Source organism: Paraburkholderia ultramafica, assembly GCF_902859915.1.
Classification (GTDB): Bacteria; Pseudomonadota; Gammaproteobacteria; order Burkholderiales; family Burkholderiaceae; genus Paraburkholderia; species Paraburkholderia ultramafica.
On record NZ_CADIKK010000014.1, the window covers coordinates 92,967 to 116,057 of the forward strand.

General features: G+C 62.6%; 24 protein-coding genes and 1 pseudogene. 11 read left to right on the forward strand and 14 right to left on the reverse strand.

What is annotated here, in order from left to right; genetic code table 11:
• The first annotated feature begins 98 nt into the window (after positions 1-98).
• Positions 99-1,643 (forward strand): methyl-accepting chemotaxis protein, encoded by a 1,545-nt coding sequence (locus HV744_RS38015; RefSeq protein WP_281363651.1) that lies wholly within the window; start codon positions 99-101, stop codon positions 1,641-1,643.
• Positions 1,644-1,728: 85 nt separating this feature from the next.
• Here the strand turns inward: HV744_RS38015 and HV744_RS37320 are convergent.
• The 4 genes and pseudogenes from HV744_RS37320 to HV744_RS16495 all read right to left on the reverse strand — a co-directional run.
• Positions 1,729-1,869: pseudogene (locus HV744_RS37320) on the reverse strand (IS481 family transposase); the annotation flags it as partial.
• Positions 1,870-1,885: 16 nt separating this feature from the next.
• A complete protein-coding gene (locus HV744_RS16485; RefSeq protein WP_175150544.1) occupies positions 1,886-2,269 on the reverse strand; it encodes a nuclear transport factor 2 family protein in 384 nt (127 codons plus the stop codon).
• A gap of 52 nt (positions 2,270-2,321) precedes the next feature.
• On the reverse strand, positions 2,322-3,062 hold the full coding sequence (locus tag HV744_RS16490; RefSeq protein ID WP_175150545.1) for an IclR family transcriptional regulator: 741 nt from the start codon (positions 3,060-3,062) through the stop codon (positions 2,322-2,324).
• A gap of 97 nt (positions 3,063-3,159) precedes the next feature.
• On the reverse strand, positions 3,160-3,708 hold the full coding sequence (locus HV744_RS16495) for a VOC family protein (RefSeq protein ID WP_175150635.1): 549 nt from the start codon (positions 3,706-3,708) through the stop codon (positions 3,160-3,162).
• 117 nt (positions 3,709-3,825) lie between these two features.
• Between HV744_RS16495 and mhpA the strand changes: the two genes are divergently transcribed.
• The 4 genes from mhpA to HV744_RS16515 all read left to right on the forward strand — a co-directional run bounded on the left by mhpA (position 3,826) and on the right by HV744_RS16515 (position 9,225).
• On the forward strand, positions 3,826-5,331 hold the full coding sequence (gene mhpA / locus HV744_RS16500; protein WP_175150546.1) for a bifunctional 3-(3-hydroxy-phenyl)propionate/3-hydroxycinnamic acid hydroxylase MhpA: 1,506 nt from the start codon (positions 3,826-3,828) through the stop codon (positions 5,329-5,331).
• 96 nt (positions 5,332-5,427) lie between these two features.
• The gene (locus tag HV744_RS16505; RefSeq protein WP_175150547.1) at positions 5,428-6,273 is read left to right on the forward strand and encodes a fumarylacetoacetate hydrolase family protein; all 846 of its coding nucleotides are present in this window, start codon (positions 5,428-5,430) and stop codon (positions 6,271-6,273) included.
• A gap of 389 nt (positions 6,274-6,662) precedes the next feature.
• Positions 6,663-8,018 (forward strand): MFS transporter, encoded by a 1,356-nt coding sequence (locus HV744_RS16510; RefSeq protein WP_175150548.1) that lies wholly within the window; start codon positions 6,663-6,665, stop codon positions 8,016-8,018.
• Positions 8,019-8,118: 100 nt separating this feature from the next.
• Positions 8,119-9,225: an NAD(P)H-quinone oxidoreductase gene (locus HV744_RS16515; RefSeq protein ID WP_175150549.1), complete on the forward strand. Its 1,107-nt coding sequence runs from the start codon at positions 8,119-8,121 to the stop codon at positions 9,223-9,225.
• 395 nt (positions 9,226-9,620) lie between these two features.
• Here the strand turns inward: HV744_RS16515 and rng are convergent, their stop codons facing one another.
• From rng to upp, 10 genes are all read right to left on the reverse strand, one after another.
• Complete coding sequence (gene rng / locus HV744_RS16520; protein WP_175150550.1) at positions 9,621-11,090, reverse strand: ribonuclease G; 1,470 nt, start codon at positions 11,088-11,090, stop codon at positions 9,621-9,623.
• 9 nt (positions 11,091-11,099) lie between these two features.
• Entirely contained in the window at positions 11,100-11,729 is a 630-nt protein-coding gene (locus tag HV744_RS16525; RefSeq protein WP_175150551.1) for a Maf family protein, read from the reverse strand.
• Positions 11,730-11,981: 252 nt separating this feature from the next.
• The gene (gene rlmH, locus HV744_RS16530) at positions 11,982-12,452 is read right to left on the reverse strand and encodes a 23S rRNA (pseudouridine(1915)-N(3))-methyltransferase RlmH (RefSeq protein ID WP_093639533.1); all 471 of its coding nucleotides are present in this window, start codon (positions 12,450-12,452) and stop codon (positions 11,982-11,984) included.
• Between the two features lie 46 nt (positions 12,453-12,498).
• Entirely contained in the window at positions 12,499-12,954 is a 456-nt protein-coding gene (rsfS, locus tag HV744_RS16535; RefSeq protein WP_175150552.1) for a ribosome silencing factor, read from the reverse strand.
• A 4-nt stretch (positions 12,955-12,958) separates the two neighbouring features.
• Entirely contained in the window at positions 12,959-13,711 is a 753-nt protein-coding gene (locus tag HV744_RS16540; protein WP_175150553.1) for a nicotinate-nucleotide adenylyltransferase, read from the reverse strand.
• Between the two features lie 26 nt (positions 13,712-13,737).
• Positions 13,738-14,661 (reverse strand): oxygen-dependent coproporphyrinogen oxidase, encoded by a 924-nt coding sequence (gene hemF, locus HV744_RS16545; RefSeq protein ID WP_175150554.1) that lies wholly within the window; start codon positions 14,659-14,661, stop codon positions 13,738-13,740.
• A 221-nt stretch (positions 14,662-14,882) separates the two neighbouring features.
• Positions 14,883-16,178 carry a phosphoribosylamine--glycine ligase gene (gene purD / locus HV744_RS16550; protein WP_175150555.1) on the reverse strand — a complete coding sequence of 432 codons (1,296 nt, stop codon included), beginning with the start codon at positions 16,176-16,178 and terminating at the stop codon, positions 14,883-14,885.
• Between the two features lie 46 nt (positions 16,179-16,224).
• Positions 16,225-16,449 (reverse strand): hypothetical protein, encoded by a 225-nt coding sequence (locus tag HV744_RS16555; protein WP_175150556.1) that lies wholly within the window; start codon positions 16,447-16,449, stop codon positions 16,225-16,227.
• A complete protein-coding gene (locus HV744_RS16560; RefSeq protein WP_090688115.1) occupies positions 16,446-17,174 on the reverse strand; it encodes a YebC/PmpR family DNA-binding transcriptional regulator in 729 nt (242 codons plus the stop codon). Before HV744_RS16560 ends, HV744_RS16555 begins: the two co-directional genes overlap by 4 nt.
• Positions 17,175-17,678: 504 nt before the next feature.
• Positions 17,679-18,329, reverse strand: a complete 651-nt coding sequence (upp, locus tag HV744_RS16565; RefSeq protein WP_175150557.1) for a uracil phosphoribosyltransferase — start codon at positions 18,327-18,329, stop codon at positions 17,679-17,681.
• A 242-nt stretch (positions 18,330-18,571) separates the two neighbouring features.
• Here upp and HV744_RS16570 point away from each other — a divergent pair, with 242 nt between their 5' ends.
• From HV744_RS16570 to kdpA, 6 genes are all read left to right on the forward strand, one after another.
• The gene (locus HV744_RS16570) at positions 18,572-19,351 is read left to right on the forward strand and encodes an SDR family oxidoreductase (protein WP_175150558.1); all 780 of its coding nucleotides are present in this window, start codon (positions 18,572-18,574) and stop codon (positions 19,349-19,351) included.
• A gap of 91 nt (positions 19,352-19,442) precedes the next feature.
• Positions 19,443-19,832, forward strand: coding sequence for a methylglyoxal synthase (locus HV744_RS16575; protein WP_175150559.1), 390 nt, complete (start codon positions 19,443-19,445; stop codon positions 19,830-19,832).
• 56 nt (positions 19,833-19,888) lie between these two features.
• Positions 19,889-20,863, forward strand: a complete 975-nt coding sequence (locus HV744_RS16580) for a quinone oxidoreductase family protein (RefSeq protein WP_175150636.1) — start codon at positions 19,889-19,891, stop codon at positions 20,861-20,863.
• Positions 20,864-21,078: 215 nt separating this feature from the next.
• Positions 21,079-21,192 (forward strand): potassium ABC transporter ATPase, encoded by a 114-nt coding sequence (locus HV744_RS16585; protein WP_175150560.1) that lies wholly within the window; start codon positions 21,079-21,081, stop codon positions 21,190-21,192.
• Positions 21,189-21,281 carry a K(+)-transporting ATPase subunit F gene (kdpF, locus tag HV744_RS16590; protein ID WP_042327527.1) on the forward strand — a complete coding sequence of 31 codons (93 nt, stop codon included), beginning with the start codon at positions 21,189-21,191 and terminating at the stop codon, positions 21,279-21,281. Before HV744_RS16585 ends, kdpF begins: the two co-directional genes overlap by 4 nt.
• A complete protein-coding gene (gene kdpA / locus HV744_RS16595) occupies positions 21,278-23,083 on the forward strand; it encodes a potassium-transporting ATPase subunit KdpA (RefSeq protein ID WP_175150561.1) in 1,806 nt (601 codons plus the stop codon). The genes kdpF and kdpA overlap by 4 nt, the downstream gene beginning before the upstream one ends.
• Positions 23,084-23,091: the final 8 nt, after the last annotated feature.

Sequence of the window (23,091 nt, forward strand, 5' to 3'; positions counted from 1 at the left end):
CGGAATAAATGACGCGGTTGACCCTGAATCAGAAGTTGTGGTGCATTGTGGCTCTTCTCTGGCTTGCGCCAGGCGTACTTGCCATCACGAGCGCGTGGATGAACCGGAGCGAACTGTTCGCGCAGCGAAAGGAGGTGCTGTCTCAACAGATGAACACCGCGCTCGGCGTAATCGCTTTTTATAGGAAGAAAGCAGCCGACAATAGTCTGTCGATCGACGAAGCGAAACATCAGGCGCTCGAGCATCTGCGCGGGCTTCGCTATGGGACCGATGGAAGTGGCTATTTTGGGGTCTACGATTCGAAGGTCACGGCTCTGCTGGTGCCGCCAAAGCCAGAACTCGAATCAAAGTCCCAGGCGGATCTTGTCGATGCAAAAGGCACACATATCGCGGCGGAGATCGTCAAGAGCTCATCGCCGGGTGGCAGCCATTTGACGGAATATCTGTGGCCGAAACCCGGCAGCGATGCGCCCGTTCGTAAGATCGTTTTTAGCGATGTTGTCGCCGACTGGGACTGGCATGTGTACACCGGTGCTTACGTTGAGGATATCGAGCGAGCGTTTTATCTGGTGCTGCTTCGCAATCTGCTGATCGCCGGGATAATAAACGGAGCTGTGACGGTCACCATGTTATTAATGATCCGCAGTATCCGGGCAAGCCTTGGCGCGGAACCCGAATACGCGGCGGCACTCTGCCGGCGAATGGCCGGCGGTGACCTCGGAATTGACGTTCAGGTCCGGCCTGGCGACACCACTAGCCTGATTGCATCGCTAAAGGCAATGCGTGACAGTCTGTCGGATGTCGTTCTGGACGTTCGGGAAAACGCGGAAGCGGTGGCGACCGCCAGTGGACAGATCGCACAGGGCATTCTGGATTTATCGAGTCGAACGGAACAGCAGGCCGCGTCGCTTGAGGAAACAGCGTCGAGCATGGAAGAATTGTCGGTCACGGTAAGTCACAATGCAGACAATGCGAGACAGGCAGCGACACTGGCAGACTCTGCGTCCGGGGTTGCGCAGCGCGGAGGCTCGGAAGTCGGGCGCGTGGTCGAAACAATGGAGGACATATCTCGGAGTTCGGCCACGATGTCAGAGATCATTGCCGCAATTGAAGGTATTGCATTCCAGACCAACATTCTTGCGCTCAATGCAGCGGTCGAGGCCGCCCGCGCCGGCGAACAAGGCCGTGGATTCGCTGTCGTCGCTGGCGAGGTCCGTGCGCTCGCGCAGCGCAGCGCCGCCGCCGCGAGGGAAATCAAGAGCTTGATATCAGACTCCATTGACCGCGTCGACTCGGGCTCAAGACTCGTCGATGAAGCGGGTCTGACGATCGCGGAAATAGTTGGGGCGGTAAAGCGAGTCACCGACATCGTGGGTGAGATCTCGTCGGCATCTGCGGAACAGAGCAAGGGTATCGGTCAGGTCAGTCAAGCTGTCAGCCAGATGGACCAGATGACCCAGCAAAATGCTGCGCTGGTGGAGGAAGCTTCGGCGGCAGCACAGTCGTTGGCTCAACAGGCGCAAGCCCTACGTGAAGCGGTGTCGTTTTTCAAGGTTCAGAATGGGTCGCCGCTCGCGCTCGAGACGAACGACTGGCAGGCAGCATCCCCGGCAAGTGCAATGATGGCAGCAAGTCTGCCCTGAATGACTCGTTCCTCATGTCGCTGGCGTCACGTGTATTCGCCGGAACACGATCTGACAGGTAGTCGGACCGATAGAGAAGAGGCGATCAATGAGGAATGAGTTTCTCCCTGGCGAGTTCGAGTGAATCGAGGAAGGTGCGCATTGGCGTCTTGCCGTAGCACCATCGCCCCTGATGCTCGCGTTCATTGTTGTACTGGTCGAGCCATGTATCAAGGTCCGCCTGCAAGGTGTTTGCTTGACCTCTACTCCGAACGCCTCGTCGATTGCTGGTGAATCAGTTTCCACGCGTTGTCGTTGCGCGTCCATAGTTGAGTCGTCCATCCGCTCACATTGACGATGCCGGCATCGGCGCGACGCTCCATCTGCTGGTCGATTGGACCGAAAACCAGGACGCCGCCTCTCATGATCTTGCAGGTAGGCGACGCGGGACGCGAGATCCGCAGAGTCTTGACCCGGGTCCTGAGGAAATCGAGGTAGCCGATCTTGTCGTGCACATAGCCGGTGGAATGAACGAACGCAAGCTCGTTGGAGAATATCTGCGCAAGCGTTGTCCAGTCGTCCCCCAGAGTTGCTTCGCAACGGACTCGTTCGATTGCTTCGACGGCTTGCTGAAAGTCTTCTTGCATATAGTCTCTTCGCAATGGTTGCCTCTCGCTCGCCCAAGGCGCGGCACCAACGTCACTGCGCGCTTATCGAGTGCTCCGCGACGGCGGTTGCAATGCGCTGCGCAGCCGCGGTCAGCTGCTTTAGCAGCTTGCCATGATCCATGAATTCGAAACGTTGCAGCGATGTAACCAGAGCGAGCGCAGCACTCGCCTGCGGGTCACTGGAAAACAGCGGTACGCCGATCGAAGCCATTTGTGCCTCCAACTCTCCCCGCGAGATGTAATAACCCGACTTGCGTATCCGCTGCAGGCCGTGCCAGAAGTCCTCGAACGTATCGCCCATTCCTGTGGCACGAATCTCGGCTGGGTATTTTTCAAACAATCGCTTGAGTCGCGCCCGCGGTAGCGTCGCCAGAATCACTTTGGGGGCGGCGCCCAAAAATAGCGGACGGGGGCGGCCCCTCCCGTACGCGAGATCGAGCCCCCCGCTCGAACTCTCCCGATGGGTATCAACAATCTTCTCGTCAAACATCCTTGTCATGACGCAATCGCAGCCAGTCTGTTCCGATAGCTCGCGCATCAGCGAATGCCCGATCGAAAAAAACGGATCGACCGTACGCAATTGATAATCCAGGGTCATTACCCTGGGTCCTAATGTGTAGCTGCCGTTGCCGAGCCGGGCAAGCAATCCGGCTTCGGCCAGCTCACGCAAATAGCGATAAGCCGTCGGAGTTGAGCAGCCGATCATGGTGCAGATTGTCTCCAGTGACCAGACTGGTTTCTCGATCGAGAAGAGATCGAGAATCGAGAGCATTTTGGACGAGCTTGACATCGCAGCGTTTTAGCGAAAGTGGGGCGGGAGTAGCCGCTATTGTAGCGAAGGCCGCGTTGCTCCCACCCGCACACGTCTGTCAGGCGATCCCCATCTTCTCAGCCATTCGTGCCTGCCACGCCTCTCGTGGCTCAAATCCGGGCAGCGAGCGAGCATGATTTTCGACTTCCTTCATCAGCGCGTCGTCGGCGAGCGAAATATCCACCGACACCTTCATCGGCTGGCTGACGTACCACGGCGTGTCCACGAACAACTCGAGTCGATTGCCTTCGGGGTCGCGCGCATACACCGATACGGCGTTGCCGTGAGTGGTGGGCTGGATGTCGGTTGCACCGCCTTCGGCAAGACGTCCAAATAATTCCCTCAGCGTGGCGAGACTGTCGGCGCGAAGCGAAATCTGGTTGATCACGTTGAACGACACGTGTTCGGGGCGGCCTGTGGCAAGCACGATCTGGTGATGCTCCGTCGGGTCGCGGCTTAGGAATACCAGATCGACCGGACCATTCGGCCCGGCAAGTTTGCCGGCGTCGGTGATCGTGAAGTTCAGTAGGTCCGTGTAGAACCGCGTCATCGCGGGCAGGTCCCTGACGTACATCCCCACATGGCTGAAACTCAGTCCGTTGCGCATACCCGTCTCCCATAAAAAATCGTATTGTGATAATGTGCCAAAAAAAATCTTGACATGCAACGGTGTGCTGCATATCGTTATCACCATCAGATAATTATAAAACTGGAGACGAAAGACATGTATGACGTCGCAGTCATCGGGCTGGGCCCCGTGGGCGCAACATTCGCCAACTTGCTCGCGAGATACGGATTAACAGTCGCGGTATTGGAGCGAGAGTCGGCCCCGTACGCACTGCCTCGCGCGGTTCATTTCGATGCGGAATGCATGCGCGTGTTTGACGCGATTGGCGTCGCGCACGAAGTCGCCGCGTCTTGCCACATTTCGCCGGGCATGAAGTTTGTCAACGCTAGCGGACAATTACTGGTGGATTGGCCGAGGCCACAGGAAATCGGCGCGCAGGGCTGGCATTCGAGCTATCGCTTCCATCAGCCGGACCTCGAGCGCATCCTGCGCGCGCGACTGGCCGATCAGGGAAGCGTGTCGGTGCAATTGCGCAGTGAGGTTTACGCAATCGAAGAGTCGGCCGGCCACGTCCAGGTCAAATATGAGGACCTCAGCTGCGGCAAGCTCAAGACCATCGAGGCGGCCTATGTGGTGGGGGCCGACGGCGCCCGCTCGCTGGTGCGCCGACTGATGGGCAGTGAAATGACCGATCTGGGGCTCCATGAGCGCTGGCTGGTTTTTGACGCGGTGTTGAAACGTCCCTGGTCCGTGCTGGGCGATCACAGCGTCCAGTTTTGTGATCCAGCACGGCCTGCTACTTACGTGCGCGGCATTGGCGATCGTCGTCGCTTCGAAATCATGCTGCACCCCGGCGAAGACGCTGCCGAAATGGCACGGCCGGAAACGGTCTGGTCGCTGATCGAACGCTGGATGACCCCCGACGATGCCGAGCTCGAACGTGCGGTGGTGTACACGTTCCATGCGCTGGTCGCGCAACGCTGGCGCCGCGGCAGGCTGATTCTGGTGGGCGATTCCGCGCACCAGACGCCGCCGTTCCTCGGTCAGGGCCTGTGTGCCGGCGTTCGTGATGCCGCGAACCTCGCATGGAAGCTCACGGCAGTGTGCCGCCACGGGGCCGCCGGCACACTGCTCGATACGTACCAGGACGAGCGCGCGCCGCATGCGAGCGAGTACATCAAGCTGGCCGTGGAACTCGGTCGCATCATTCAGGCGCGTGATCCGGAAGAGGTCGCCGAACGCGACCGAGCGCTGGCTGTCGCGCCGCGGATGCTGCGCAGCCTGAGTCCGCGCCTGGGCGAGAGCGATCTGCGTTTGGCGCAGGCGGCAAGCGGCATCGTGGCGCCTCAGCCGATGCTTGCAGGTGGAAAGCGCCTCGACGTGATCGCCGGCCAAACGTTCGCCATCCTCGCCAAGCCGGGCCTGCTGGATACCGCGTCTGCCGAAGCGCTGCGCGAGCGGATGTCGTATCCGCTCTCCGTGATCGATGACGGAAACGCCGAAGCGATGGACTGCCTGAAGGAGTTCCGTGCAGCAGCGATCGTGATTCGGCCGGACCGCTACATCTTTGGTACGGCCTCGGACCTGCAGCAGTTGCTGGCGCTCGTTGATGGTCTCGGTCGGATTATCGAGGCAGGAAAATCGCCGGCCTCGGTGTCCTGATGGGGGCAATCCTCAACCGTAGGTGCGCCCGCTCCGTTGAATCGCGCCACGGGCGTCACTTTTAACAAGCATTAGTCGAAACCTGGAGATTTACTCATGAAGTTCATCAGCTTTTCCCGAAACAACGCGAACAGCTTTGGCGCAGTCACCGACCAAGGCGTGGTCGACATCGGCGCGCGCCTGAACCTGACGGACTTAGGCGCGGCACTGCGTCAGGTTGGCATCGATGCGGTCAAGGATCTGGGCGTCAAGTCGGAGGCTGACTTCGGGCTGTCGGAAATCGATGCCTATCGCCCGGTCGTCGCTGATCCGGACAAAATCCTGTGTGCTGGACTGAACTACGACGAGCACGTGCAGGAAACCAAGCGGCAACGCACCGAGCGCCCGACCATCTTCATGCGGGTCGCTGAATCGCAAATCGGCCATGAGCAAGCGATCCTCCTGCCGCCGGAATCGGATCGCCTCGACTATGAAGGTGAGATTGCCGTTGTGCTCGGCAAGGGCGGCCGCCGCATCTCAGAAGACAAGGCCTACGAGCATATCGCCGGCTTCGCGTGCTACAACGACGGCAGCGTTCGTGACTGGCAGATGCACACGTCGCAATGGGGTCCGGGCAAGAACTTCGAGGCGACCGGTGCGTTCGGCCCGACGCTCGTCACGTCCGATGAAATCGGCGAGACCGAAGCGCTGAAGCTCGAGACGCGTCTCAACGGCCAGGTCATGCAGCATGCGACAACGGACATGCTGATCTTCTCGATCCCGACGCTGATCGCTTATTGCTCCAGCTTCATTACGCTCAAAGCGGGCGACGTGATCGTGACCGGCACCCCGGGTGGCGTCGGCGCCAAGCGCAACCCGCCGGTCTTCATGAAGAACGGCGACGTCGTCGAGGTGGAAGTGAGCAAACTCGGTGTACTCCGGAACCACATCCGCACTGAATGAGTGCTTCGCCGGTGTGCAATCTTCGGCTCGGTCGAAGTACCGCGCACCGGCGGTGTTGAGCGAGCAGGCAACCGGCTCCACCTGGTTGCCGATAGCCGGAAATTTATCGTCGGCTGACGGGCGCTCCCCCGATGGCGGCAGGTCTTAGATACGCGCGGTGGCGTATTCCCGTCGTATCGAAGGTTCGTCGTATTCGAATATGTCGACAGCAGCGCTTAAATCCATCCATGGGTCTGGATGGGGCGACTAGCTTTAAGCAACAACGGATGCCTCATAGTCGACCAGCATCCAGTAGTGATTGCAAAGCAGAAATATTACAACAAGAGATGATCGCACGTACGTGCAAATCACCGCGGTAACGCCTCAAAAAAACACCAGGAGACAACTTTATGGATATCCGTGAAGCGATTAAGAACCGGCCGATGCAATTGCAACAGTTCGTGATACTTATCATTTGCATTCTGCTCACGATGATCGACGGCTACGAGATCATCGTGCTGCCATTTGTCATGCCGCATCTGGCGAAGGCGTGGAAGCTGAGCCCCGTTGAAGTCGGCTATCTACTTAGCGCGAGCGTGTTGGGAATGGCGATTGGCGCGGCAATCATCTCCCCGTTGGCAGACCGGATCGGGCGGCGGGCTCATATCCTGCTGTGCCTCGTGCTGGTTACCGTCGGTATGCTGTTGTCCGCCCGAAGCGAGAATTTCCGGGAACTCCTCGTTGTCCGGGCGTTTGCAGGACTGTTCATCGGCGGCTTGATCGCCAGTATCAATGTTCTTGTCTCGGAGTACAGCTCGGACAAGCGCCGTGGCGTCGTCATGGGCCTATATGGGATCGGCCTGCCGCTGGGCTCTGCGCTCGCCGGAAGCATCGTGGAGCCGCTCGTTGCGAGCTACGGATGGCGTGGGCCGCTCGCATTCGGTGCGCTGCTGACCTTGGCGATGACTGCCGTTGTAATCCCGATGTTGCCGGAGTCGGCCGAATACCTGATTGAGCGTCGCCCAAAGCGCGCGCTGGAGAAGTACAACAAGATCGCTGCCTGGCTCGGCCACCCGCCATCCACCGCCCTTCCTTACGCTTGCCGCAAAAGCGACGGTCCGGCTTTCCCGGTCGCGGTGAATATGATTTTCGGGGGCGTCATGCTGCGCCGCACCGCGTGTCTTTGGCTAGGCTACGCGGGGCTCATCTCCGCCTTTTATTTCGCTAATGCCTGGACCGCGAAGCTGGTCGCGGACGCGAGCGGAAGCCCAGCGTACGGCGTGCGTGTTGGGATGCTCATCATGATCGGCGGTGTCATCGGGTCGCTGCTGTTCGCCGCCCTGTCGCTCAGGATCCGTCCAGTGATTGTGACCGCACTGGTTCTGACCGGTGGCGCCGTCGTGTATACGTTGTATGCCACGTATTTCAGGGATGTCGCACTGGCCATTCCGCTTTCCATGCTGGTCGGCGCCAGCGCGAGCGGCGGCGTCTGTGCCTTCTATGCGATCAGTCCGCCCATCTATCCTGCGATCGTGCGAGGTACAGCAGTTGGTCTGATGATCGGCTTCGGGCGTGCAATCTCTGTCGTCGTGCCAATCTGGACGGGCTACATGCTGTCCGTCGGCTGGACACCGTCGACCTTGTATCGCGTGTTCGGCGGAGTGCTGGGGGCTGCCGCCGTGTTCATGCTGCTTCTAGATCAGGCGCGCGCGGCGCAGGTACCCGATGCCGGAATGCACGGAGCCGCCGATAAGTACGGGAGATGAATTCGATGTCGGCATGAAGACGGACGTGACCTGTGTCAGTGAAGCCATCTGCTAAACCAGAGGAATTCCGCTTTGCAATTGCGTAATTGGATTCCCTGATTTGTCCCGCCACTGGGCGGCTGATTACCTGAATATTCCAGAGTGCCATTCGTGGCAATTAACGGTGTTTTATTGGGATGTATTGCTAATTAAAATGCAAGATAACCATTTCGAAGCCATTCCGAAGCACCAGGTCGGCATCCGCATTACCGCTGCCGGCGGCCCCGAAGTTCTGGTTCAAGTCGAATTGTCGGTCCTGGAATGTGGCCCGACGGACGTTCTGATCCGTGTCGTATCGGCCGGCGTGAATCGCCACGACGTAAATCAGCGTCGCCGTGGGCCCGATAACGAACATAGCCCTATCCCCGGACTGGAAGTCTCCGGTGTCGTAGTGCGTATCGGTCAGAACGTCTCAAACGTCAGGATCGGCGACGAGGTATGTGCTCTCGTCAATGGCGGCGGCTATGCGGAATATGCAATTGCCGAAGCCGGACAGGTACTGCCCATTCCGCCGGCGATCTCGTTGCGCGATGCCGCTTCGCTGCCTGAAGCACTGTTCACAACGGTACACAACTTCTTCAACGTGGCGAAGCTCGCTCGCGACGAGTCCGTCCTGATCCACGGCGGTACGAGCGGCGTTGGTAGTCTGGCGACGCAGGTCCTTACAGCACGAGGCCACGCAGTCTATGCGACATGCGGGACCGACGAAAAGTGCGCGCTGGCGGAGGCGCTCGGCGCGGTGAAGGCGTTCAATTATCGGACGGTCGCCTTCGCGAAAGCCGTGCAGGCAGTCACTGCGGGGAAAGGTGTGGATGTCATCCTCGACGTGGCCGGTGCGGCCTACGGTCGCCAGAACGTCGAGGCGCTCGCCCGCAGGGGCCGCGTGGTGCATCTGTCGCCAGGGGGAAATGCTGAACTGTCCTTTCCGTTGCGTGAACTGATGCGCAAGGAGGCAGTGGTGACTGGTTCCTTGCTCAGGCCTCTGCCGAACGACGAGAAAGCAGGCATCGCACGCTGGCTGTACACGCAGGTATGGCCTCTGATCGGTATCACGATCAAGCCGATGATCACGCAACGTTTTTCGCTGAAGCAGGCGAGCGCCGCGCACGAGGCCCTGGAACGGGGCGACGTCGCGGGCAAGATCCTGCTCGACGTCACGGAATCATAAAATTAAAGAGCGTGTGCGAGACGGACAAGAAGATTCGGATAGAGGGCCGACGGCTTTAGCCAGGCGCGTGTTTCAATCAATCTCACTCACTATATCGTTGGCGCCTAAAACCGGCGGTAGCCTATCCTGCCATCCCTCGTTTCGTATCGTTTTTAATGTAGACGTCCAAGCACTTTCGGTGAGGTCGGTCGTGATTTTCCGTGAGGTAGCCAGGGGCGTCTGCGGGATACATCCCACGAGTCCGCGGGTTGCCATAGGGCACCTCTGTCTAGCTACACATTTTAGGCGCGCTTTGCACGGATAACAACGGATCGACCCGGACGGCTGCTTTTTTAAGTATTTGAATTTAAAGTGGTTTGCGTGCGCTCTCTGGAACTCGTCGGCCTTCGGTGGACCTACATCAGCACGATATCGTACTGCTCCTGACTCAAATTCGACTCCACCTGCAACGACACCGGCTTGCCAATAAAATCGATCAACATCGCCAGATGCTGCGACTCTTCTTCAAGAAACAGATCGATCACCTGCTGCGACGCCACCACGCGAAACTCGCGCGGATTGAACTGCCGCGACTCGCGCAGAATCTCGCGCAGCACGTCATAACAAACCGTACGCGGCGTCTTCACCTGCCCCTTACCCTGGCAAACCGGACACGGCTCGCACAACACATGCGCCAATGACTCACGCGTGCGCTTACGCGTCATCTCCACCAGCCCCAACTGCGAGAACCCATTCACGGTCACGCGCGTGCGATCGCGCGACAACGCCTTCTTCAACTCGCCCAGCACCTGGTCGCGATGCTCGAGGTTCTCCATATCGATGAAGTCGATGATGATCACGCCGCCCAGATTGCGCAGCCGCAATTGCCGGGCAATCGTGTGCGCGGCTTCGAGGTTGGTCTTGAAGATCGTATCGTCGAAGTTGCGTGCGCCGACATAACCGCCGGTGTTCACGTCGATGGTCGTCATCGCTTCGGTCTGGTCGATCACGAGATAGCCGCCTGACTTCAGATCCACGCGGCGCGACAACGCGCGTTGAATCTCGGCCTCGATGTTGTACAGATCGAAGAGCGGCCGCTCGCCGGTGTAGTGATGCAGCTTCGACGACACCGCCGGCGTGAACTCCGCCGCGAAGTCGGCGAGCATCTGATACGTCTCGCGCGAGTCGACCTGAATGCGTGACGTTTCATCGTTGACGAAATCGCGCAGCACGCGTTGCGCGAGATTCAGATCCTGGTAGAGCAGGCTGGTCGGCGGCATGCGCTGACCTTGCGAAATAATCGTCGCCCACGTCTTGCGCAGATACGCGACGTCGCCGGCCAACTCTTCACTGGTCGCATCTTCGGCAATCGTGCGGACGATGTAGCCGCCTTTCTCATCGGCGGGCAGCACGGCGGTCAGACGCGCGCGCACCGCTTCGCGTTCGGCTTCGCTCTCGATCTTCTGCGAGATGCCGATATGCGGCTCCTGCGGCAGATACACCAGCGTGCGCCCGGCAATGCTCACTTGCGTGGACAGCCGCGCGCCCTTGGTGCCGATCGGATCCTTGACGACCTGCACCATCAGCGTCTGACCTTCGAAGACGATTTTCTCGATCGGCTGATGCGGCGCCTGATGCTGCGGTTCGCCGGCAATGCGCGGGTGCCAGATATCGGCTACGTGCAGAAACGCGGCGCGTTCGAGACCGATGTCGATGAAGGCGGACTGCATGCCCGGCAACACGCGTACGACCTTGCCGAGATAGACATTGCCGACGCGTCCGCGCGACAGCGTTCGTTCGACGTGAAGTTCCTGGACGGCGCCTTGCTGGACGAGCGCGACGCGCGTTTCCTGCGGCGTGACATTGATCAGGATTTCTTCATTCATGGTGTTATTTTAGAAGTCGATGCGCGCTGCACGCAGGAGGGCAGCGGTTTCAAAAAGCGGCAAACCCATGATACCTGAATAGGACCCGTCGATATGCTCGATAAACTCCGCGGCGCGTCCCTGCACACCATAGGCGCCCGCCTTGCCGAGCGACTCGCCGCTCGCCGCATAGCGACGGATCGCGTCTGCGTGCAGTGCAGCAAAACGCACCTTCGACACCGATAACGCGGCGGGCAGCAACGCGCCCTCGGCGTCGATCACGGCAACCGCGGTCAGCACTTCGTGAGCGCGGCCCGCGAGACGCGCGAGCATCGCGACGGCATCGTCGGCATCGACGGGCTTGCCGAGAATCGCGTCGTCGATCGTGACGGTTGTATCGGCAACGAGGATCGGCCGCACCGCATGGCCGCCGGCGACGAGCCGCGCGCGCGCGGCGTGTGCCTTCGCGATGCAGACGCGCTGCACGTAGTCGTGCGCGCGTTCGCCGGGCAACTCGGCTTCGAGCGCTTCGGCATCTTCATCGGGACGCGGCAGCAGCAGTTCGAAACGCACGCCGAGCTGTTGCAACAACTCCTGGCGGCGGGGACTTTGCGAAGCGAGGTAGACGAACGGATGCAGCGAAGCGGCGGACGTGGGCATGAAGGGGTCTCGATGAAGCGGATTGCTGGAACTTGCGATGAGCGTGAGATGAGTGTGCGACGAACGCGCCGGTCGGGCGTCGATCAGTTGCGTCGATCCCGCACGTCGATCAAACACGTCGATCAAACACGTCGATCAAGCACGTCGGAACGCAGATCAACGCAGCACATCTACGCGCGCGCCATTCGTCGCCGGCATCAAGACGGACAACGCGCGCCAACAAGCCCGCGACCGGTCAGCCGCGTTGTCCGCTCACACGCGATGATAGGGGTGATTTTGCGTGATGGTCCACGCGCGGTAAAGCTGTTCGGCAAGCAGCACGCGAACCATCGCGTGCGGCAAGGTCAGACTCGACACGCGCAACAGCATATCGGCGCGCGCTTTCAGATCGGGATCGAGCCCGTCGGCGCCGCCGATCAGAAAGGCCACGTCGCGGCCGTCCTGTTGCCAGCCGGGCAGGGCGCCGGCTAACTGCATCGTGGTCCAGTCCTTGCCGCGTTCGTCGAGCGCGACGATGCGCGCGTTCTTCGGCAACGCGGCTTCGATCTTCTGCCGCTCCGCGGCCATCACGCTTTCCGCCGGCCGCCCCGACGAACGCTGCTCGGGCTTGATCTCGCGCAGTTCGATGCGCAGCTCGGGCGGCATGCGCTTCGCGTATTCGTCGAAGCCGGTGGCGATCCAGTCGGGCATCTTGTGGCCGACAGCGAGGATGTGCAGTTTCATTGCGGATGTAATCGCGGACTTCTACAGTGTGCCGGCCAAGGCCCGCTTACTTGCGGCGTGCAGCCGTCTTGCGCGCGGGCTTTTTCACAGCCGGCGCCTCTTCGTCGTCCTCGTCCTCGTCGGGTTCGCTCGAACGCGCGCCGCCGAACGGATCGGGCGTGGACAGCTTGACGCGCACCGGCTTGTCACCCCAGATTTCTTCGAGGTTGTAGTACTGGCGCAGCGCGGGTTGCAGGATGTGCACGATCGCGTCGCCGCAATCCACCAGCACCCATTCGCCGATGTCCTCGCCCTCGGTGCTGATGATGTCGCCGCCGGCTTCCTTGACGCCCTCGCGCACGCTTGAGGCGAGCGCTTTGGTTTGCCGGTTCGAGGTGCCGCTCGCGACGATCACGCGATCGAACAGCGCGGTCAGGTGGCTGGTGTTGAACACCTTGATGTCTTGCGCCTTGACGTCTTCGAGAGCGTCGACGATCACGCGTTGCAGTTTGCGAATATCCATTGGGTTACCGGTGGTACAGATGATGTTGAAGAATATAGTCCCACACCGCGGTGGGGACATGGCTCGCGGCCTGGTCTTGCTGTTCGCCGCCCGCGAGGGCGAGCCGCTGATTTACCTGCTCGCGCAGATGCGCGCGAATGTCGGTGGCCGAAACGTTGAACGCAAGCGTCGTATCGATCAGCAAGTGGCCGCAGGGCGTGGCTTGCAGAACGTCGGCGCGGGCACGGCGCGCGTCGATTTCTTGAGCGACCGCCGGCGGAATCGACGCGAGGTCGAAACCGGGCCGGGTGGCCGCGCAGATGTGGGCGAACTCGAACAGGCGCCGCCAGTCGCGCCATGTGTCGAGATGCACCAGTTGATCCGCGCCGATCAGAAGCGCAATCGATGCGTCCTCACCTTCGCGTTCACGCCAGCGTTGCAGCGTGTCGATCGTATAAGTCGGGCCGTCGTGATCGATTTCATCGGTCGCGACCCGCACCGTCGCCCCTGGCAGCGTGAGCGTGCCGGCCGCCGCGCGGGTCATGGCCAGCCGATGCACGGCCGGCGACACGTCCGCTTTCTGCCACGGCTGGCCGGCCGGCAGCAGCACCAGTTCGGTCAGTTGCAGCACGTCGGCGAAACGCCGCGCGAGCGCGAGGTGGCCGTCGTGGATCGGATCGAAAGTGCCGCCTAGCAGTCCGATCCGGCGCGGCAGGGCAACAGGATGAGCGTTCGGCTTCAGGTGAAGATCCTTTGTCGTGGCCGCATGCGTGGGCATGACGCGCGGTGCGTGCGCAACGCGCGTCACACCCACTCGCGCGGCACGAGAAAATCGCTGTAAAGACGCGCTTCCGGCGTGCCCGGTTCGGGATGCCAGTTGTAGCGCCAGTTCGCCACAGGCGGCATCGACATCAGGATCGATTCGGTGCGTCCGCCGCTCTGCAGTCCAAACAGTGTGCCACGGTCGAAGACCAGATTGAACTCGACATAGCGGCCGCGCCGGTACGCCTGGAACTCGCGCTCGGCCTCGCCGTACGGAATGTTGCGGCGCTTTTCGATGATCGGCAGGTACGCGTCGAGGAACGCGTCGCCGACGCTCCTGAGCATCGCGAACGATTGATCGAAGCCCGGCGCCGAGAAATCGTCGAAGAAAATCCCGCCGATGCCGCGCGGTTCGTTGCGGTGCCTGAGGAAGAAATACTCGTCGCACCAGCGCTTGAAACTCGGGTAGAGGTCCGCGCCATAAGGCTGCAGCGCATCGCGGCAGGTGCGATGAAAGTGTTGCGCGTCTTCCTCATAGCCGTAGTACGGCGTCAGGTCCATGCCGCCACCGAACCAGAACACCGGTTCTTCGCCGGCCTTGGTCGCGATCAGCAAACGCACGTTCATATGCACGGTCGGGCAGTGCGGATTGTGCGGGTGCAGCACGAGCGACACGCCCATCGCTTCGAAGCCACGCCCGGCCAGCTGTGGCCGCGCCGCGGTCGCCGAACCCGGCAGCGCGTCGCCCGCGACGTCCGAGAAGCCGATGCCCGCCCGCTCGAAGAACTTGCCGCCTTCGAGGATCCGCGTGCAGCCGCCGCCGCGCAGCTTCTCGCCCGGCGCGCGCTGCCAGGCGTCGGTCGCGAACGGCGTGCCGTCGAACGCGCCGAGCGTGTCCGCGATATGCGTTTGCAGGCCTTGCAGCCAGCTGCGCACGGCCTGTGCGTCGTAGCTCGAATCGGTCATGAGTGCAGATGCTGAGGGCGGCACGCTGGTCGTGCCGCGGGTTCTTGGTGAAGGGCGACGGCCGGGCCCGGGTCAGGGAGAAACCTGCGCAGGCGCGGCCGTACGGTGTTTCGCAGCGGGGCGACGGGCTTGCCGCGCGGACCGTCCCACCTGTTGCCGTGGGCGCGAAAACCCGCAGTGTAGCGCCGTTGGCGCGGCCCGCGGGCGAGCGGGGTGGTGGCTTACTGCTTGCCTTCGGTCCGGTCGTGCTTGCGGTTCAACGCACGGTAGCCGATGTCGCGGCGATACTGCATGCCGTCGAACGAGATCTGGTTGATCGTTTCGTACGCGACCGATTGCGCGCTGCGCACCGAATCCGCCAGGCCGACCACGCACAGCACGCGGCCGCCCGAGGTGGTCAGCTTGCCGTCGGCGAGCGTGGTGCCGGCGTGAAACGTGACCGAATCCGCGGTTTCGGCGGGGATGTCGTTGATGCGGTCGCCCTTGCGCGGCGTGTCCGGATAGTTGTGCGCGGCGAGCACGACGCCCAGCGCGGTGCGGCGGTCCCAGTCCAGTTCGACCGTATCGAGCGTGCCGGCAATCGCCTGCTCGACCACTTTCGAATAGTCGCCCTTCAGACGCGCCATGATCGGCTGGGTTTCGGGGTCGCCCATGCGGCAGTTGAATTCGAGCGTTTTCGGGTTGCCTTGCGCGTCGATCATCAGGCCGGCGTACAGGAAGCCGGTGTAGCGGATGCCTTCCTTCTCCATGCCGCGCACGGTCGGCAGGATGATTTCGCGCATCACGCGGGCATGCAGTTGCGGCGTGACGATCGGCGCGGGCGAGTATGCGCCCATGCCGCCGGTGTTCGGGCCCTGATCGCCGTCGAGCAGACGCTTGTGGTCCTGGCTCGACGCGAGCGGCAGCACATGCTTGCCGTCGACCATCACGATGAAGCTCGCTTCCTCGCCGGCGAGGAATTCCTCGATCACGACGCGCGCGCCGGCATCGCCGAGCTGGTTGTCCGACAGCATCATGTCGACCGCGGCGTGCGCTTCTTCCAGCGTCTGCGCGACCACCACGCCCTTGCCGGCGGCGAGGCCGTCGGCCTTGATGACGATCGGCGCGCCCTTGGCGTCGAGATACGCATGCGCGGCGGCGACGTCGGCGAAGGTTTCATATTCGGCGGTCGGGATCGCGTGGCGCTTCATGAACGCCTTCGCGAAATCTTTCGAGCTTTCGAGCTGCGCGGCTTCCTTGGTCGGCCCGAAAATCTTCAGACCGCGCGAGCGGAACAGGTTGACGATGCCGGCCGCAAGCGGCGCTTCCGGCCCGACCAGCGTGAAGGCGATCTGTTCCTGCTCGACGAAGTCGGCGAGCGCGGCCGGCTCGGTGATGTCGATGTTGCGCAGACGCTCGTCCTGGGCGGTGCCGCCGTTGCCCGGCGCCACGTAGACGAGCTGAACCCGCGGCGATTGCGCGAGCTTCCACGCGAGTGCATGTTCGCGACCGCCGGAACCGACGACGAGTAACTTCATGTGAATCCCCGAGACTTGAAAACCATAAACGGCTGAAGCGGTAAGCTCAGCCGTGCAATAAAAACAGCGAGATTCGCGCCGGGCTCCTTGCGCCGATGAGGCGGCGGGCGGAACCCATGGCGAATCCGGGCGGAACCGGCGTGGCAGCGCGCAGACGCGCACCCATGTTCAAACGCCCGCTCAGCAACAATGCGCGGGCCAGCCGGCGGCGCGGCGCGGCGTTCGGGTTCAAGGCGAGCCCGCGCGCCACGCTCGGCCGGTGCACGCTCATTCGTCGGCGATCGCGGCGTTTGTATAGACTTCCTGCACGTCGTCCAGATTCTCCAGCGCGTCGAGCAGCTTCTGCATTTTCACGGCGTCGTCGCCGGTGAACTCGACTTCCGTCTGAGGCTTCATCGTCACCTCGGCCAGTTCGGCCTTGAAGCCCGCGGCTTCGAGCGCGCTCTTCACCTTCGGGAAATCGTTCGGCGGGCACAGCACTTCGATACTGCCGTCGTCATTCGTGACGACGTCGTCGGCGCCGGCTTCGAGCGCGGCTTCCATCAACTTGTCTTCGGCCGTGCCGGGCGCGAACAGGAACTGGCCGACATGATCGAACATGAACGACACCGAACCGTCCGTGCCCATGTTGCCGCCGTTCTTCGAGAACGCGTGACGCACTTCCGCGACCGTGCGGGTGCGGTTGTCGGTCATCGTGTCGACGATCACCGCCGCGCCGCCGATGCCGTAGCCTTCGTAGCGGATTTCTTCGTAGCTCGCACCGTCCACGCCACCCACGCCGCGCTGGATCGCGCGGTTGACGTTGTCTTTCGGCATGTTGGCGTCGTACGCCTTTTCGACGGCGAGCCGCAGACGCGGGTTCGAGTCGATGTCGCCGCCGCCCATGCGCGCCGCGACCTGAATTTCCTTGATGAGCCGCGTCCAGACCTTGCCGCGCTTGGCATCGGCCGCTGCTTTCTTATGCTTGATGTTGGCCCATTTCGAATGACCCGCCATACCTTTCTCCGTCGCGCGCGCCAGCGGGGCGCACGCATAGTGCAATTGTCGTTGCGATGTCGGGCGCTTGCGTTGCGTGCGCCTCGATGTCAAACCGTCTGGTGTGAGACCGCCCGGCGGCCGCCCGTGCGGACCAGCCGCTCGCGGCGAACCGGCCGTGTAGCGAACCGCCCGTATCAAACCGTCTTTAGCCTGCTCACGCCTCGCCGGGCCCGGCTAGCGGGACCGAAGGTCGGCAGCACGGTTGGGGCGGGGCGGCTGGCGTGCGGCAAACCCGGCGCCGGCGCTGCAAGCCCGAGTCAAGGCGCGATGCGCGACGTGGCGGTGCAGGCGGTGACGCGGATTGAGCCGCTCCTTGAGCGGACTCGGATTTTATCACGCCGCCGGGATGCGGCAGAGGGTGACGTAGCCGGAAACTACGCGGAAAGTGCACGGGCGCGGGCAGGCGGCGGCGTTTTTGCGCCCGCCGCCGGCATTTTTTTTCAGCCCGCGATTAGCCCGCCCTCAGTTTTTCGTGCCGAACAGCCGGTCGCCGGCGTCGCCGAGACCCGGCACGATGTACGCGTGCTCGTTCAGGTGCGAATCGAGCGACGCGATGAACAGCTTGACGTCCGGATGGGCATTCTGGAACACCTGCACGCCCTCCGGCGCGGCGACCAGCGCGAGGAACATGATGTTTTCGGCGGCCACGTTGCGACGCTTGAGGACGTCGACCGCGTGCACGGCGGAGTAGCCGGTCGCGACCATCGGATCGCACAGGATGAACACGCGGTCCTCCAGATCCGGCAGGCGCACCAGATATTCGACCGGACGATGATCGTCGGCGCGATACACGCCGATGTGGCCCACCCGCGCCGACGGCACCAGCTCCAGCAGGCCGTCCGACATGCCGATGCCGGCGCGCAGCACCGGCACGATCGCGAGTTTCTTGCCGGCGATCACCGGCGCGTCGATCTCGACGAGCGGCGTGGTGATGCGGCGCGTAGTCATCGGCAGGTTGCGGGTGATCTCGTAGCCCATCAGCAGCGTGATTTCGCGCAGCAGCTCGCGGAACGTGCGCGTCGAGGTGTCCCGGTCGCGCATGTGCGACAGCTTGTGCTGGATCAGCGGGTGATCGAGGATGAAAAGATTGGGAAAACGGCTGTCCTGGGTCATGGCGGGGGCGCGCGCGGCGGCAAGAAGGATCAATTCGGGGATCGGTTCGGCGCGCCGCCAGGTCCGCAAAGCGGCTGACCGGCGGATGCGCCACGGCGCAAGTTTACCGAAAGAGTGCCGCCCGAAGATACCGGAGATTGCAGCGAGCCGGCGCAGTCCGGCACCGATTCTTCTAGAATCGGGGGAAGCTTTGCAACGCCCGGCGCGCCGATGCGCCAGGACAACGCCACGAGGACGCATACATGGACATGGGAATCGCAGGACGCACCGCGCTGGTTTGCGCGGCCAGCAAGGGTTTGGGACGCGGCTGCGCGGAGGCGCTCGCCGCCGAAGGCGTCAACCTGACGATCGTCGCGCGCACCGCGGAAACGCTGGAGGCGACCGCGGCGGAGATTCGCCAGCAGAGCGGCGTGGAAGTGACGACGGTGGCGTGCGACATCACCACGCCTGAAGGCCGCGCCGCGGCGCTCGCTGCCTGTCCGCAGCCGGACATCCTGGTCAACAACGCGGGCGGCCCGCCGCCGGGCGACTTCCGCAACTTCACGCACGAGGACTGGATTCGCGCGCTGGAGAGCAACATGCTCACGCCGATCGAACTGATCCGCGCGACCATCGACTCGATGAGCGCGCGCGGCTATGGACGCATCGTCAACATCACGAGTTCGGCGGTGAAGGCGCCGATCGACGTGCTGGGCCTGTCGAACGGCGCGCGTTCGGGGCTCACCGGCTTTGTCGCCGGACTCGCGCGCAAGGTGGCGCCGACCGGCGTGACGATCAACAACCTGCTGCCGGGCCTGTTCGACACCGACCGCATCGCGGTCACGGTCGAGGCGCAGGCCAAGGCGCAAAACATTTCCATCGACGACGCGCGCAAGCAGCGGATGAAAGCGATCCCCGCCGGCCGCTTCGGCCATCGCGACGAATTCGGCCGCGCGTGCGCGTTCCTGTGCAGCGTGCATGCCGGGTACATCACCGGGCAGAACTGGCTGATCGACGGCGGCGCTTATCCGGGCACGTTCTGAACGGGCGGGTGCCGGAGCGGCGGTTCCGGCATCGCCAGGCAGCATCACCACACAACAACGACAATCACAACGGTTTCAGGAGCCTTACGTCATGACAACCCGCATTGCGCTGATCGCGCACGATCACAAGAAGGACGACATCGTCAAACTGGCCGGCGAATATGTCGATACGCTCAGGCGCTGCGAAATCGTCGCGACTGGCACGACCGGCGGGCGTATCAGCGACACGCACGGCCTGACGGTCGAGCGGATGCTGTCCGGCCCGCATGGCGGCGACCTGCAGATCGGCGCGCAACTCGCGGAAGGGCGGGTGGACGTGGTGATCTTCCTGCGCGACCCGATGACGCCGCAACCGCACGAACCGGACATCAACGCACTGGTGCGCGCGTGCGACGTGCACAACATCCCATGCGCGACCAACATCTCGACCGCGCGCATGGTGCTCGACGTGCTGGCCTTGCGCCTCACGCAGCAGGTCTGAGGGCTCGCTCGCGGCCGCTTGAACAACGCTCGAACAAAACCCCCGTCAAGGAGATGATGGTGAAAGCAATCCGATTCGATAAGACCGGCGGCCCTGAAGTGATGAAATGGGTCGATGTGGAAGTGGGCGAGCCCGGCACCGGCGAGATTCGCATCCGGCAGACGGCGGTCGGGCTGAACTATATCGACGTGTATTTCCGCACCGGCCTGTATCCGCTGCCGTTGCCCGGCGGCCTCGGCATGGAAGCGGCCGGCGAGGTCAGCGCGGTCGGCGCGGGCGTCACAGGTCTGCAAGCGGGCGACCGCGTCGCCTACGTGGCGCGCCCGCCCGGCGCGTATGCGCAGGAGCGCGTGCTGCCGGCCTCGCAGGTCGTCAAGGTGCCCGACGCGTTGAGCGACGAGCAGGCCGCGTCGGCGATGCTGCAAGGTCTGACCGCGCAATATCTGCTGCGCCGCACGTACCCGGTGAAGGCCGGCGACACGATCCTGATCCAGGCGGCGGCGGGCGGCGTCGGTCTGCTCGTGTGCCAGTGGGCCAAGGCACTCGGCGCGACCGTGATCGGCACGGTCGGCTCCGATGAAAAAGCGCAGATCGCGAAAGCGCACGGCTGCGACCACGCGATCGTCTATACGCGCGAGAACTTCACGAAGCGCGTGCGCGAGATCACCAACGGCGCGGGCGTGCCGGTGGTGTACGACTCGATCGGCAAGGACACGTTTACGGGCTCGCTCGATTGCCTCGCGCCGCTCGGCATGTTCGTGAGCTTCGGCAATGCGTCGGGGCCGCTGCCGCCGATCGATTCGTCGGAGTTCGCCGGACGCGGCTCGCTGTTCTTCACGCGCCCGACGCTGTTCACGTATATCGCGAAGCGCAGCGATTACGAGGCGATGTCGGCGGAACTGTTCGACGTGATCGCGTCGGGCAAGGTCAAGACGAGCATCAATCAGCGTTACGCGCTGGCGGATGTCGGTCAGGCTCACGCGGATCTCGAAGGCCGCCGCACTACGGGCTCGACCGTGCTGCTGCCGTAAGCGGGGATCCGGGAGGTAGCAGTACGCAGCCGCCTCGACGCGGCGGCCAACCCCGCGCCATACCGCGCACGACACGCAAGGCCGTTCTATCACACGATGGAACGGCCTTGCTCGTTTACGCGATCTTTATACGCGCCTCCCCATCTTTGACCAGCCCTTTACGCACTTCGGCATACCGTTGCACCTATCCAAAGTCCGTGAGTGGAGAACTAAAAATGGATGTGCTGTATGTCGGGGGCCTGGTGCTGTTTGCCGCGCTGACCTTTGGCTTGATTGCCGGCTGCGAGAAGTTGATGCAGTTCCGTCGAGGCCAGGGAGAGCGCTCATGAACTGGATCCTCTGGTTGTCCGGAGCGGCCACCGCGCTGCTGTTTATCTATCTGGTCTATGCGCTGTTGCGCGCGGAGGACATTGAATGAACTCGAACAATGTCCTGCAGGCGGGCCTGTTCATCGTCGTGCTGCTGGCCGCCGCGGTGCCGATGGCCCGCTATCTGGGCGCGGTGATGGACGGCAGCTCGCGCGTGGTCCGTTTCGGCGGTCCGCTCGAACGTCTGCTGTACCGCATCGCGGGCGTCGATCCGTCGAAGGAAATGAGCTGGAAGCACTATGCGATCGCCACGATTGCGTTCAATGTGCTCGGCGTGTCGTTCCTTTATGTGCTGTTGCGCGTGCAAGGCTGGCTGCCGGGCAACCCGCAGCAGTTCGGCCCGATGACGGTCGACGGCGCGTTCAATACGGCGGTCAGCTTCGTGACCAACACCAACTGGCAGGACTACACGCCTGAACAAACCGTCGGCTATCTGACGCAGATGCTCGGCCTGACCGTGCAGAACTTCTTCTCGGCAGCCACCGGCATCGTGGTGGTGATCGCGCTGATTCGCGGCTTCGCGCGTCACACTGCGCAAACCATCGGCAACTTCTGGGTCGATATCACGCGCGTGACGCTGTACGTGTTGCTGCCGATGTCGATGGTCATCGCGGCGTTGCTGATGAGCCAGGGCGTGATCCAGAACTTCAAGGCCTATCAGGACGTACCCACGCTGCAGACCACCACCTACGCCGCGCCGAAACTCGATGCGCAAGGCAATCCGGTGAAGGACGCGAAGGGCAATCCGGTCACGGTCGATACGCCGGTGAAGACGCAAACCATCGCGATGGGTCCGGTTGCGTCGCAGGAAGCGATCAAGATGCTCGGCACCAACGGCGGCGGCTTCTTTAACGGCAACTCGGCGCATCCGTACGAGAACCCGACGCCGTTCTCGAACTTCGTTCAGATCCTCTCGATCCTGATCATCCCGGCGGCGCTCGCGCTGGTATTCGGGCGGATGATCGGCGACCGCAAGCAGGGCGTGGCCGTGCTCGCGGCGATGACGATCGCGTTCGGCGTCTGCGTGTTCGGCGAGATTGGCGCGGAGCAGAGCGGCAATCCGGCGCTCACGGCGTTGCACGTCGATCAGTCGGCGAATGCGTTGCAGTCGGGCGGCAATGCGGAAGGCAAGGAAACGCGCTTCGGTATCGCGCAGTCGGGCATCTTCACGATCGCGACCACGGCGGCTTCGTGCGGCGCGGTCGCCAATACGCACGATTCGCTGACGCCGATCGGCGGTCTCTATCCGATGCTGCTGATTCAGCTTGGCGAAGTGATCTTCGGCGGCGTGGGTTCCGGCATGTACGGGATGCTCGTCTTCGCACTGCTGGCGGTGTTCGTCGCGGGCCTGATGATCGGCCGCACGCCTGAATATGTCGGCAAGAAGATCGAAGCGTACGAGATGAAGATGGTGTCGATCGTCGTGCTGCTCACGCCGCTGCTGGTGCTGGTCGGCACGTCGATCGCAGTGTTGAGCGATGCGGGCAAGGCCGGCATCCTCAACCCCGGCGCGCACGGCTTCTCCGAAATTCTCTACGCGTTCAGTTCGGCCGCCAACAACAACGGCAGCGCGTTTGCGGGCCTGACGGTCAGCACGCCGTTCTACAACTGGCTCACCGCGATCGCGATGTGGTTCGGCCGCTTCGGCACGATCATTCCGGTGCTCGCGATCGCCGGCTCGCTCGCGGCGAAGAAGCGCATCGGCGTGACCGGCGGCACGCTGCCGACGCACGGCCCGCTGTTCGTCGTGCTGCTGCTCGGCACGGTGCTGCTGGTCGGCGCGCTGACTTATGTGCCTGCGCTCGCGCTCGGTCCTGGTGTCGAACATCTGATGATGATGGGCGCGCATTGAGCGATCAA